The following is a 12652-nucleotide window of genomic DNA, read 5'->3' on the forward strand; positions in this document are numbered from 1 at the left end:
AGGCAAAGGTCGAAGGGTGCAATGCAGCAAAGTTATCGCCCAGCCTGCGCCGGACGATAACCCACAAGTGTAATCCATTCGAAAAAAACACGAAATCACCCTCTGCCGCGAAGGCTTTGGGCTATGATCAGAATGATTTTCGGAGTTTTCTGTGCAATTACAAAGCGAATCCAACCCAGCCCTGAATACCGTCACCGCCTACGGGCACAACTACGTTGAGATCAACGCAGTCCGCTATGCTCATCCGGTGCATTTCGCTCCCGAAGGCGAAATCCACTCCTGGCAGGTCGCCACGATCGCCGACATCACTGCGGCGACCCTGCGCGAGATCGCCGGCCTGACCGAGGCCAAGGCCGATCCCATGGCTTTTCTTGATGGGAATGCCGCAGTGCAAAAACCCGATGACGCACCGGAGGTCGTACTGATAGGAACAGGACTGCAGCAGCATCTGCTACCCCAACACGTAACGCAAGCCTTGCTGGGCCTGGGCATAGGTGTCGAGGTCATGAGCACCCAGGCTGCGGCACGCACATACAATATCCTGATGTCCGAAGGACGACGCGTGATCGTCGCCCTTTTACCCCACGAGGAGGCCGCATGAGCCAGATTGCCACAGGCAAAGCCATTCCCGACTTTACTGCAGTCAGCACCCAGGGCGAAATCAGCCTGAAAGGCTTGCGCGGCCATCGCGCCGTTCTGTATTTTTATCCAAAAGACAGCACGCCGGGCTGCACAACCCAGGCTCAGGGTTTTCGCGACAACTACCAGGCTTTTGTCGATGCCGGCTGCCAGATTGTCGGCATCTCGCGCGACTCCCTCAAGTCGCACAGCAATTTCACTGATAAACAAGAGCTGCCTTTCCCCCTGATCTCTGATCAGGACGAAGCCTTGTGCCAGCTGTTTGGCGTCATCAAAATGAAAAACATGTACGGTAAACAGGTGCGTGGAATTGAGCGCAGTACTTTCCTGATCGACACCGACGGCACCTTGTTGCAAGAATGGCGCGGCCTTCGCGTGCCAGGCCATGTCGAGGAAGTCCTGCAGGTCGTCCGCGAACAGGAATAAATACTCCGGCAACCCGGTTGCCAGTTACCAGAACCACAGGAGCACACCCTTTATGCCGCTACCAAAGTTGCCGACCCGAATGGGCACCATGGTTTCCGCCTCTACCTCTGACGCGGTAGCTGAAGCGCCCAAAGTCGAGTCCCCGGTAACCCGTTCCGGCTCAGCAGCTCGCAAGACTGCCGTCAAATCCGCAGCCAAGCCCGCTGCCAAACGCCAGGCACCGGCTCGCGCCACGGCTATCGCACCCGTCATACCTGAACCACCCACCCTGTCGGTGGTGGCGCTGAAAACCGAGAAAAAAACCCGCCTGCCGGTTTCCAAGCGCAAGCTGTTCGTGCTGGATACCAATGTATTGCTGCACGACTCGAATTCGCTGTTCAAATTTGAAGAGCACGACATATTCCTGCCGATGATGGTCCTTGAAGAGCTCGATCATCAGAAAAAGGGCATGTCGGAAGTCGCACGCAATGCCCGCCAGGTAAGCCGCTTCCTGGATGGTCTGGTAAGCGACACAACCAAGCTGGACAAAGGCGTGCAGCTCGATGCCCTGGGCAATCAGGAAGCCTTGGGCAATCTGCATTTCCAGACTTCCGCCCTGCACTCACAGCTGCCCATAGAGCTGCCCCTGGGCAAGGCCGACAATGCCATCCTGAATGTCGTGCACGCGTTGCAGCTGGCGCACCCCAAGCGGGAAGTGATCCTGGTGTCCAAAGACATCAATATGCGGCTCAAGGCACTTTCACTGAGCCTGCCCGCCGAAGACTACCTGAACGATCACGTTCTCGACGATTCCGACCTGCTGTACGACGGGGTCATGCCACTGCCCGAGAACTTCTGGGTCAAGCACGGCAAGGACGTCGAGTCCTGGCAACAAGGTGGAACGACCTTTTATCGGGTCACCGGCCCGCTGTGCTCGGAGTTCATCGTCAACGAGTTCGTCTATTTTGATGGCGATTTGCCGCTACAGGCCCAGGTCAAGGAAGTCAACGGTCGTAGTGCCGTGCTGGCCACCCTGCGTGACTACAGCCACGGCAAGAACAATGTCTGGGGTATCACGGCACGCAATCGCGAACAGAATTTCGCCCTGAACCTGCTCATGAATCCCGAGTGCGACTTTGTCTCGCTGCTGGGCCAGGCAGGTACGGGCAAAACGCTGCTGGCCCTGGCCAGCGCGCTGACGCAAACGCTGGAAACCAAGCGCTACAACGAGATCATCATCACCCGGGCAACCGTGCCAGTGGGCGACGATATCGGCTTTCTGCCTGGCACCGAAGAAGAGAAAATGCTGCCATGGATGGGTGCCCTCGAAGACAACCTGGAAGTCCTGCACCTGGGCGCCAGCAGTAACGACATGGGCGGCATCGGCGGCCAGGACTGGTCGAAGAATTCAACCATGGAACTGATACGCTCACGGATCAAGGTCAAGTCACTGAACTTCATGCGCGGGCGCACCTTCCTGAACAAGTTCCTGATCATCGACGAGGCGCAGAACCTGACACCCAAGCAGATGAAAACCCTGGTGACCCGGGCCGGCCCCGGTACGAAAATCGTCTGCCTGGGAAATATCGCCCAGATCGACACCCCTTATCTGACTGAAGGCAGCTCAGGCCTGACCTATGTCGTCGACAGGTTCAAGGGCTGGCCACACTCGGGCCACATCACGCTGCAGCGCGGTGAACGTTCACGGTTAGCCGACTACGCCAGCGAAGCACTTTAATGGGCGAACCTGCAACAGCAAAGAATGCCGGCAGCCGTTTGCCCATAGGATTCACTATGGGTGATGCCGCCGGCATCGGTCCGGAAATCATCGTCAAGCTCTTTGCCGACGGCCTGCCCGAGCCCTCCCTGGTCTATGGCGACGCCGGCATCATGGATGACACCATCAGACAGCTGGGCCTGGCCGAAACCTTGCGGATCGAACTCATCAGCGAACCTGAGCTGGCACAAGGGCAGCCCGGCCTCATACCCGTCCTTAATCGCTGGCGCGAGCTGCCCGCCGACTTGCCGGCAGGAAAGATCAGCCCGATCGCAGGTCGCGGCGCGTACGAATATTTGTGTCACGCCATCGACGACGCCATGGCCGGAAAATTGCGTGCCATCGTCACGGCGCCCCTGAACAAGGAAGCAATGCAGGCCGGAGGCGCTGACTACCCGGGCCATACCGAGGTCCTGGCGGAACGCAGCGCAACCGGGCACTACGCAATGATGCTGGCCAATCAGGAGCTGCGTGTGATTCTGGCTACCATTCATGTACCCATCAGTCAGGTCAGCACACTGCTGACCCAGGAGCTTGAACTCAACACCATACGGCTTGCGCATCACGCCTGCCTGCAGGCCGGCATCGCTCATCCACGCGTAGCCGTGGCAGGCCTGAATCCGCACGCCGGCGAGCACGGCCGCTTCGGACAGGAAGAAACCCTGCTGATAGAACCGGCCGTACGGCAGGCTCGCGAGCAAGGCATCGATGCCAGCGGCCCCTGGCCTGGCGATACCGTCTTCATGCGTGCCCGGCGGGGCGAATTCGACATTGTCGTCGCGCAGTACCACGATCAGGGTCTGATTCCCGTGAAATACCTGGGAATAGACCAGGGTGTGAACGTCACGGTGGGCTTGCCCTTCATACGTACCAGTGTCGACCACGGTACCGCCTTCGATATTGCCGGCCAGGGCATTGCCGATCCATCTTCCTTGCGTGCTGCCTACGACCTGGCATTGGCCATGAGCTGAATCATGGTCAGCCAGGCTGGCCAGCGCCCGTTCTTAGTGCCCCAGGCCGCCGGTATAGTTCAGGAAGCGCGTGCTTGAGCCCTGGAAAGTCAGCCTCACGCTGCCGATGGGGCCGTTACGCTGTTTACCGACGATAATCTCCGCCGTGCCCTTGTCTGGAGAATCAGGGTTGTACACTTCATCGCGGTAGATAAACAGAATCAGGTCGGCATCCTGCTCAATGGCGCCGGATTCGCGCAGGTCACTCATGACCGGCCTTTTGTTGGGGCGTTGCTCCAGGCTTCGATTCAGCTGCGACAAGGCAATCAGCGGACAATTAAGCTCTTTGGCCAACCCTTTCAGCGAACGGCTGATTTCAGAAATTTCGGTTGCACGGTTCTCGCCCGCGGAATTGGCCGACATCAGCTGCATATAGTCTATGATGATCAGACCAAGCTGACCACACTGGCGCGCCAGCCGGCGCGCGCGCGCACGAACTTCCATCGATGACAAGGCCGGCGTTTCATCGATGTAAATCTGGGCTTCCTGCACTTGCTGTACAGCATGGGTCAGGCGCGGCCAGTCATCGGTCGTGAGTTTGCCGGTACGCATTCGATGCTGGTCGAGCATGCCCACCGAACCGACCATGCGCATGGCCAGCTGTACGGCGCCCATTTCCATGGAAAACACCGCCACAGGCAAGCCCTGCTCGATCGCGACATGCTCGCCTATATTCATGGAAAAAGAGGTTTTGCCCATGGACGGGCGGCCGGCCACAATGACCAGGTCGCCGGCCTGCAGGCCGGACGTCATGCGATCCAGATCAGAGAACCCGGTCGGTACACCCGTAATATCAGAATCACCTTCCCGGTGATACAGCTCATCGATACGTTCGACAACCTGCGTCAACAGCGGCTGGATGTCCTGGAAGCCGGTGGCGCCACGCGCCCCTTCCTGCGAGATCTGGAACACGCGTGACTCGGCCTCGTCGAGCAACTGGCGCGCTTCCTTGCCTTGCGGATTAAAGGCCGCTGCAGCGATCTCGTCGGCAACAGACACCAGCTTGCGCAGCATGGAGCGTTCGCGAACGATCTCCGCGTAGCGGCGGATATTGGCGGCCGACGGTGTGTTGTGCGCCAGCGCATTAAGATAGGCCAGACCACCCGTGTCATCGGACTTGCCGGCACTGGCCAGGGATTCGTGCACGGTAACCACGTCGGCGGGCCGCGCCAGGCTTATCAGGCGCGTAATGTGCTGCCAGATGATCTTGTGATCGAAGCGATAGAAATCTTCTTCATTCAATACGTCGGTAACCCGATCGAATGCCGCATTGTCCAGCAACAAGCCACCCAGCACCGACTGTTCGGCTTCGACCGAATGCGGCGGCACGCGCAAATAATCCAGTTGCGGGTCAGTTTGTGTCTTCTTGCTGCTCAAATCCTTGCTCCGGACAAGATAAATGAAAATAAGAAAAGCCGGCATACACCGGCTTTTCTTATGCTGTGCGATGTACCTTCCGCTAGGGAATGTACCACGCAAGGCGGGTGATATCAGACCATTTCGCCCTGAACCACGACATTGATTTCGGCGACCACATCAGCGTGCAGTACAACCTGAACCGGAAACTCGCCAACAGCCTTGATGGCGCCTTCGGGCAGACGAACCTGAGATTTCTCGATGGTGTCGAAGCCGTCCCTGACCAGGGCAGCAGCGATGTCCATGCTGGTAACCGAACCGAACAGACGGCCGTCTACACCTGCTTTCTGGGGAATGGTAACGGTCGAACCCGACAGCTTCTCGCCAACAGCTTGTGCGGCAGCCAGCTTTTCAGCCTGGATCTTTTCCAGTTCGGCGCGACGTGCTTCGAACTCTTCCAGGGCGGCAGCCGTTGCACGGCGGGCAATTTTTTGCGGAATCAGGTAGTTGCGGGCGTAGCCGTTGCGCACGCGGACGACTTCACCAAGATTACCCAGATTGACAACTTTTTCGAGCAAAATGACTTGCATGACTATAGGCCCCGGATTAGTTGTGGTTATCGGTGTAAGGCAGCAAGGCCAGGAAGCGGGCGCGCTTGATGGCGCTGTCCAGCTGGCGTTGGTAAATTGCCTTGGTACCGGTCAGGCGGGCAGGAATGATCTTGCCGTTTTCCTGAATGAAATCACGCAGTGTGTCGAGATCTTTGTAATCGATCTCTTCAACGTTGGCGGCTGTGAAACGGCAGAATTTGCGACGTTTGAACAGCGGGTTTTGCTGCGTGAATTTGCGTTTTTCTTTGCTTTTTTTGAAGTAAGCCATAATGTGCCTCTTGTGTGCCCGGAGTGCTTCCGGACGGTAATTTCGATGCGCCTGTCAGAGCGCTCAAGCTTGCTGTAATTTCCTGCTAGACCGTGACGCTGGCGCCACCGGCATAAACACGATCGGCCTGCTGTATGTGCAATACCACCTTGTTCGAACCCTTGCGTGCCGGGGCCAAAAACCCCTGTATCGACAAGAATGCACCCAATGGTGTGTCGGACAACAACAGAGCGATATCTCCGAGGGCGACTGCGGAAAGCGTCAATTCGATCCGGCGCATGTGGCCAGCCTCTTGAACTTCCGACTCATGACTCAGTGTGATCTCGACTGCCGGTACGCCTGCCGGGGTATACCTTAAGGGTTGCACCTCGGTGGCAATGGCGGTCAGGACAAGCTGATTCACTTGGTAGCCTGGAGCGACGCGCGCCTTATTCTTCCGACTGAGCGGCTGCAGGGGTTTCAGCGCTGGCCTTGCGGGCCTCTTCGCGTTCAACCGATTTCATCATCAACGACGGAGCAGTAACAGCCTTCTTGGTCTTGATGACCAGGTGGCGCAAGATGGCGTCGTTGTAACGGAACGAATGCTCGAGCTCGTCGAGTACGGTCTGGCCACACTCGATGTTAAGGCAAACGTAATGGGCTTTGACCAGTTTTTGGATGGGGTAAGCCAATTGGCGACGGCCCCAGTCTTCCAGGCGGTGCACGGTACCACCATTGCTGGTGACAACTGCCTGATAGCGCTCGATCATGGCGGGCACTTGCTCGCTTTGATCGGGATGCACAATAAACACTACTTCGTAGTGACGCATAAACTACACTCCTTGAGGATATCTTTTGCAAAAAACCTTGTTAAAGCAACAAGATGAATAATGCAAAAGGGACAGCCCGCCTATAAAACGCCCCATACATGCAAATGCCTTGCAAATACCAAGATGCGCTTATAAATCGAGCAAGAAACCAGCTATGTTAACAGTTTTCTGACAGTCATTGCAAACAAAAGCCATGCATTGCACCCGCCTGGCCAGCTGCACGCAAGCCGGAAATCAGCCTTCAACCACGGCATAAGCCGAGTGATTGTGTATGGATTCAAAGTTTTCAGCCACAACACGAAAGCGTTGTATGCCAGAGACAGCCTGCAACTGAACCGCCACGTCGCGTACCAGGTCTTCAACAAACTTGGGATTTTCGTAGGCACGCTCGGTAACGAACTTTTCATCGGTACGCTTGAGCAGGCCCCAGAGTTCGCATGAAGCTTGCTGCTCGGTCAGGCGAATCAGGTGATCGAGATCGACCAGGTCGGGCTGGGAAAATATGGCCGTGACGGTGACATGCGAACGCTGATTATGTGCGCCGTATTCGGAAATGGCCTTGGAGCATGGGCAAAGGCTGGTGACCGGGATCTGAGCGGCAAGCTCAAACTCGGTTTGGCCCGTAGCCTGGGCACGTGCCGTCCAGGTTACCTGATAGTCCATCAGGCTGGCCACGCCGGACACAGGCGCCTGCTTGCTCATGAAGTAAGGAAATGATGCGCTGATATCACCCTTGGTGGCATTGAGCAGCGGCAACATGGCCTGGGCCATGGTGCAGAACAGGACAGGCGTCATGGGAGTGGTACGGTACTGTTCCAGCAATGCCACGAAGCGTGACATATGCGTGCCCTTTTCCTCGGCCGGCAAGGCCACGGTGAGTTCCCAGTTGCCCACTGTTGGCATGGAGGAGCCATCGGCAGTCTCAAGCAGCATGGGATGACGAACTCCGCGCACGCCGACGCGCTCGATGGCCAGATGGCGTGTATCGACGCTGCTCTGTACGTCGGGCATGGCAACAGCGGAATCAATCAGAATATTCATGAACTTACTATCCTAGTGACGCCCGCAAGCAAACGGACGACGATTTACTGACTGCGATGCATGGTTTCGCATCGCGCAGGGCTCAAAAACGAGCCCGGTTACTTTACCGCAAAATGGCTGCAATCAGGCAACCTTGGCCAACAAGGCCCCAAACCTTGCCCTTACCGAGCGTTCCAGCCCTTCTGCATTCAAGCCCAGTTCGGCCAGAATGGCAGACTGGTCACCGTGATCGATAAATGCATCGGGCAAGCCCAGCTGCAGAACCGGACAGCAAATGCCCTGATGGCTGAAATACTCAAGCACCGCACTGCCTGCCCCGCCCATGATGGCGGCATCTTCGATGGTGACGAAAGCCTGGTGCGTATTGGCCAGTTGCTCGAGCAGGTCGGTATCCAGCGGTTTGACAAAACGCATGTCGACCACTGTGGCATCGAGCGCCTGGGCAGCCTGCAGGGCAGCTCCGGCCAGCGTGCCGAAGACCAGCATGGCAACATGCCGCCCCTGACGCCTGACCACGCCCTTGCCTACGGGCACGACATCCAGCCCGTCTGCGACGGTGGCGCCGACACCCGCTCCACGCGGGTAGCGCACTGAAGCAGGTCCAGGGTGCTGGAAACAGGTACTGAGCAGCAGACGGGTTTCGTTTTCGTCAGACGGCGTGGCAACCACCATATTCGGCACACAACGCAAATAGGCGATATCGTAATTGCCGGCGTGCGTCGCACCATCGGCACCGACTATGCCGGCCCGATCGAGGGCGAATGTGACATCAAGATTTTGCAGTGCCACATCGTGTATGAGCTGATCATAGCCACGCTGCAGGAAAGTCGAGTAAATGGCAACTACCGGTTTCTGACCCTCGCAAGCCAGACCTGCCGCAAAGGTGACTGCGTGCTGCTCGGCAATACCTACATCGAAGTAGCGATCAGGGAAGCGCTGCTCAAATTCGACCATGCCGCTGCCTTCGCGCATGGCCGGTGTAATCCCGAACAGGCGCTCGTCGGCTTTGGCCATATCGCATAACCAGCGCCCGAACACCTGCGTGAATGTCTGCTTGGGCGGGTTCTTGGGCTTCTGTATGCCAACATCGGGATCAAACTTGCCCGGCCCGTGGTAAAGCACAGGATCAGCTTCGGCGAGCTTGTAGCCCTGCCCTTTCCTGGTGACCACATGCAGAAACTGCAAACCACCCAGCGCTTTCAGGTTCTCGAGTGTGGGCACCAGCGCATCAAGGTCATGACCATCGATGGGCCCGACATAATTGAAACCCAGTTCCTCGAAGAGGGTCGCGGGCGACACAATACCCTTTGCATGGCCTTCTATGCGACGGGCGAACTCAAGCATGGGCGGCATGTGCTGGAGCACGGCACGCCCGACGTTCTTGGCGGTCGCATAAAACCTGCCCGAGAGCAGTCGGGCCAGGTAGCGATTGAGTGCACCTACCGGCGGCGAAATCGACATGTCGTTGTCGTTCAGGATGACCAGCACATTGACGCCGCGCGTGACACCTGCGTTGTTCAGCGCTTCAAATGCCATGCCGGCGGTCATGGCGCCGTCGCCTATCACCGCAATATGCTGCCGGTCGAGCCCGGCATTACGGGAAGCCACAGCCATGCCCAATGCCGCAGAAATGGACGTGGACGAGTGCGCCGTGCCAAATGCGTCGTACTCGGACTCGCTGCGCTTGGGAAAGCCGGAGATGCCGTCCTTCTGACGCAATGATGCCATTTGCTCACGCCGGCCTGTCAGTATCTTGTGTGGATAAGACTGGTGTCCGACGTCCCAGATTATGCGATCGTGGGGCGTATTGAACACATGATGAAGCGCAATGGTGAGCTCGACGGTACCAAGGTTGGACGACAGATGGCCACCTGTTTTCGATACCGACTGCAGCACAAACTCTCGCAGCTGTCCGGCGATCTCGTTAAGGCCGGATCGGTCCAGCGATCGGAGGTCAGCCGGCGAGTGAATGTTTTCTAAAGAGACAATAGCCATACAGATTAATGAGTTCGGTCAAACCACATTGTAACCACCCAGAATACCAGCAAGTGGGCAGAAGGAAAACGAGCCTAACATCCTGTCTTATTTACGGGGCCGGACCAAAGCGTCGGGAAGCACCAGCAACAGGCGCGGCAGATCAGGCGTGAAGGGCTCGCTAGCGATCACGTCCCACGATGTAATCGGCAATTCCCGCCAGCCGGGCGCCTGCAGGACCCAGCGGCAGCAACGCCTCATGGGCCTGGGCATGCAGCGACTGCAGCAGTTCGCGCGAGGCGTCCAGACCCAGAATGGAAACATAGGTAGGTTTGTTGCCTGCAGCGTCCTTGCCCGCCGTTTTTCCCAGTGTCGCGGTATCGGCCGTGACATCCAGAATATCGTCTACAACCTGAAACGCCAGTCCGATGGCCGAAGCATATCGCTCCAGGCCCTCGCGCACCGATGAGCCGGCACCCGCGACAATACCGCCCAGAAGGACGCTGGCCTCGAGCATGGCCCCGGTTTTCATGCTGTGCATCTGCTGCAGCTGTTCAGCGGTAAGCGCCATCCCCACGCTCTCGCAATCAATGGCCTGACCACCCACCATACCCAGGCTGCCGGCCGAACGAGCCAGCAATTCTATGGCCTGCACGATCAGCGCAGGCGCGATTGGCATCAGCCCCAGCAACTCGAATGCCAGCGGCTGCAACGCATCGCCTGCCAGCATCGCAGTGGCTTCGTTGAAGCGCACATGCACAGTGGGACGTCCGCGCCGCAAGGTATCGTCGTCCATGCACGGCAGGTCGTCGTGTACCAGCGAATAAGCATGTATCAGTTCGACTGCCGCCGCGGCATGATCCAGGGCAATTGCCTGCGCCGATGCCGGCGCACTGGTTTGCAGGGCGGCCTCGCCTGCCGCATAGACCAGCGCAGCCCGCACCCGTTTTCCACCACCCAGCACAGCATAGCGCATGGCCTCGTGCAGACTTGCCGGCTCTTCGGCAACGGCGGGCAGGAGTTGATCAAGCACGGATTCGGTATGTTGCACCCGGTCTGTCAGCCAGGCCGGGAAGTCGAGGGTATTACGCGACATGCCTAGTCCTCTTGCGCATCAGACGCGTCAGCCAGCGGATTCAGGAGGTTATCTTGCAACACCCTGACCTGCTGTTCGGCCTGATCAAGGCGGCGCTGGCATATCCTGGCCAGCTCAACGCCCTGCTCGTAGGCAGCCAGCGACTTATCGAGAGCCAGTTCGCCGGTTTCCATTTGCGCCACCAGCGCCTCGAGTTGCGCCAGTGCCGTTTCAAAGTCCTGTGGCAGGCCTGCCTTCTTCAGTTCATTGCCGTCTGTTGCAGGCTGTGCACCCGCTTTTACTTCATTCATGAGCGATTCCAGTAAACAGGCGCGCCATCATGCCGCGCTTTTTGAAATTGCCTGAATTGTACGAGAAGCTGACCATGACCGCCCGAAGCACGCCCCTACCCTGTTCCGGGCAAGAAAAATTACAGTAGAATAATAGGTTGTCCAAATTCCATCGGCCAGGCCGTTTTTTTCTTCGCACCAGTGCCCGTTGCGGCTTGCTGGTTTCAATATTGCGGGGGGAACTCATGACCGACATCGGTCGGCAGGCGCAGTTCGCGCCCGCCCATACCCAACTTTCAGTCAACAGCTATTTCAGCGACGAAATTTTCGAGCAGGAACAGGCTCTGATCTTCAGCCAGTCCTCGCTGTACGTGGGACACGAAAAACTCGTTCCCGGGATTGGCGACTGGCGCACCCTGCCCCAGGAGCGGGCCGGCCGCGTGCTGATACGCAATCCCGATGGTGTCGAGCTGCTTTCGAATGTATGCCGCCACCGCCAGGCCATCATGCTCGGCGGCCAGGCCGGCAATGTGACCGGCGCACAGTCTTCCTTTGGAAATTTGCGTGATACCGGTGGCAATATCGTGTGTCCGGTGCATCGCTGGACCTACAGCAAACAGGGCCAGCTCCTGGGAGCGCCGCAATTTCCCGAGTCGCCCTGCCTGGACCTTCAGCGCTTTACGCTTAAAAATTGCCACGGTCTGTTATTCGAGGGACCTCGCAACCCCGCACAAGACATGGCGGCCTTGTTTGCCCGCCCGGAATTCGATTTTTCGGACTATGTGCTGGACCATATTGAAGTTCACCAGTGCAACTACAACTGGAAAACTTTCATAGAGGTCTATCTGGAAGACTACCATGTCGCCCCCTTCCATCCGGGGCTGGGCAAGTTCGTTACCTGCGATGATCTGAGCTGGGAATTTTCGTCGTGGTACAGCTCGCAACGCGTGGGCGTGCATCAGTCATTGACGCAACCAGGCACAGACGTGTACCGGCAATGGCATGAACGCCTGCTGGACTACGGCACTGGTGTGGCGCCCGACTTTGGCGCGGTATGGGTCACCTACTTCCCCACGCACATGATAGAGCTGTATCCAAACGTGGTCGTGCTGTCGACCCTGCACCCGGTCAGCCCGCAGGAAACCGTGAATATCGTCGAGTTCTATTACCCGGAAGACATCGCCGCATTCGAACGGGAGTTCGTACTGGCGCAGCGGGCCGCCTACATGGAAACGGCCATCGAAGACGACGAAATTGCCGAGCGTATGGATGCAGGACGCCGGGCCCTGATGATGCGCGGAACCAGCGAAACCGGCCCCTACCAGTCACCGCTGGAAGACGGCATGCAGCACTTTCACGAATGGTACCGGCGCATGATGCAGGGCTGAAGCCCGGCC

At 57.8% G+C, this 12652-nt stretch carries 14 protein-coding genes; 5 read left to right on the plus strand and 9 right to left on the minus strand.

Features of this window, described 5'->3' with window-relative positions:
* Positions 1-151: 151 nt before the first annotated feature.
* Genes LKR43_RS08680 through pdxA form a run of 4 tightly spaced genes read left to right on the plus strand, consistent with a single transcriptional unit; the run spans position 152 to position 3792 of the window.
* Positions 152-601 carry an MTH938/NDUFAF3 family protein gene (locus tag LKR43_RS08680; protein ID WP_227683662.1) on the plus strand — a complete coding sequence of 150 codons (450 nt, stop codon included), beginning with the start codon at positions 152-154 and terminating at the stop codon, positions 599-601.
* Complete coding sequence (locus LKR43_RS08685) at positions 598-1065, plus strand: peroxiredoxin (RefSeq protein ID WP_227683663.1); 468 nt, start codon at positions 598-600, stop codon at positions 1063-1065. Before LKR43_RS08680 ends, LKR43_RS08685 begins: the two co-directional genes overlap by 4 nt.
* Positions 1066-1117: 52 nt before the next feature.
* Positions 1118-2782 carry a PhoH family protein gene (locus LKR43_RS08690; RefSeq protein ID WP_227683664.1) on the plus strand — a complete coding sequence of 555 codons (1665 nt, stop codon included), beginning with the start codon at positions 1118-1120 and terminating at the stop codon, positions 2780-2782.
* Positions 2782-3792, plus strand: coding sequence for a 4-hydroxythreonine-4-phosphate dehydrogenase PdxA (pdxA, locus tag LKR43_RS08695; protein ID WP_227683665.1), 1011 nt, complete (start codon positions 2782-2784; stop codon positions 3790-3792). Before LKR43_RS08690 ends, pdxA begins: the two co-directional genes overlap by 1 nt.
* Positions 3793-3825: 33 nt before the next feature.
* Here pdxA and LKR43_RS08700 read toward each other — a convergent pair whose 3' ends face one another.
* The 9 genes from LKR43_RS08700 to LKR43_RS08740 all read right to left on the minus strand — a co-directional run bounded on the left by LKR43_RS08700 (position 3826) and on the right by LKR43_RS08740 (position 11276).
* On the minus strand, positions 3826-5208 hold the full coding sequence (locus LKR43_RS08700; RefSeq protein ID WP_227683666.1) for a replicative DNA helicase: 1383 nt from the start codon (positions 5206-5208) through the stop codon (positions 3826-3828).
* 113 nt (positions 5209-5321) lie between these two features.
* Positions 5322-5777 (minus strand): 50S ribosomal protein L9, encoded by a 456-nt coding sequence (gene rplI / locus LKR43_RS08705; RefSeq protein ID WP_227683667.1) that lies wholly within the window; start codon positions 5775-5777, stop codon positions 5322-5324.
* A gap of 16 nt (positions 5778-5793) precedes the next feature.
* Positions 5794-6066: a 30S ribosomal protein S18 gene (gene rpsR / locus LKR43_RS08710; RefSeq protein WP_227683668.1), complete on the minus strand. Its 273-nt coding sequence runs from the start codon at positions 6064-6066 to the stop codon at positions 5794-5796.
* Positions 6067-6151: 85 nt separating this feature from the next.
* Positions 6152-6469 carry a primosomal replication protein N gene (gene priB / locus LKR43_RS08715; RefSeq protein ID WP_227683669.1) on the minus strand — a complete coding sequence of 106 codons (318 nt, stop codon included), beginning with the start codon at positions 6467-6469 and terminating at the stop codon, positions 6152-6154.
* A gap of 25 nt (positions 6470-6494) precedes the next feature.
* A complete protein-coding gene (gene rpsF, locus LKR43_RS08720) occupies positions 6495-6875 on the minus strand; it encodes a 30S ribosomal protein S6 (protein WP_227683670.1) in 381 nt (126 codons plus the stop codon).
* Between the two features lie 234 nt (positions 6876-7109).
* The gene (folE2, locus tag LKR43_RS08725; protein WP_227683671.1) at positions 7110-7916 is read right to left on the minus strand and encodes a GTP cyclohydrolase FolE2; all 807 of its coding nucleotides are present in this window, start codon (positions 7914-7916) and stop codon (positions 7110-7112) included.
* A 123-nt stretch (positions 7917-8039) separates the two neighbouring features.
* A complete protein-coding gene (dxs, locus tag LKR43_RS08730) occupies positions 8040-9911 on the minus strand; it encodes a 1-deoxy-D-xylulose-5-phosphate synthase (protein ID WP_227683672.1) in 1872 nt (623 codons plus the stop codon).
* A gap of 160 nt (positions 9912-10071) precedes the next feature.
* On the minus strand, positions 10072-10986 hold the full coding sequence (locus tag LKR43_RS08735; protein WP_227683673.1) for a polyprenyl synthetase family protein: 915 nt from the start codon (positions 10984-10986) through the stop codon (positions 10072-10074).
* Positions 10987-10988: 2 nt separating this feature from the next.
* Positions 10989-11276: an exodeoxyribonuclease VII small subunit gene (locus LKR43_RS08740; protein ID WP_227683674.1), complete on the minus strand. Its 288-nt coding sequence runs from the start codon at positions 11274-11276 to the stop codon at positions 10989-10991.
* A gap of 224 nt (positions 11277-11500) precedes the next feature.
* Between LKR43_RS08740 and LKR43_RS08745 the strand changes: the two genes are divergently transcribed.
* Positions 11501-12643: an SRPBCC family protein gene (locus tag LKR43_RS08745; protein WP_227683675.1), complete on the plus strand. Its 1143-nt coding sequence runs from the start codon at positions 11501-11503 to the stop codon at positions 12641-12643.
* Positions 12644-12652 lie beyond the last annotated feature (9 nt).

Origin of the sequence: Pusillimonas sp. MFBS29, assembly GCF_020687695.1 — a bacterium.
In the GTDB taxonomy this organism is placed as follows: domain Bacteria; phylum Pseudomonadota; class Gammaproteobacteria; order Burkholderiales; family Burkholderiaceae_B; genus Pusillimonas_C.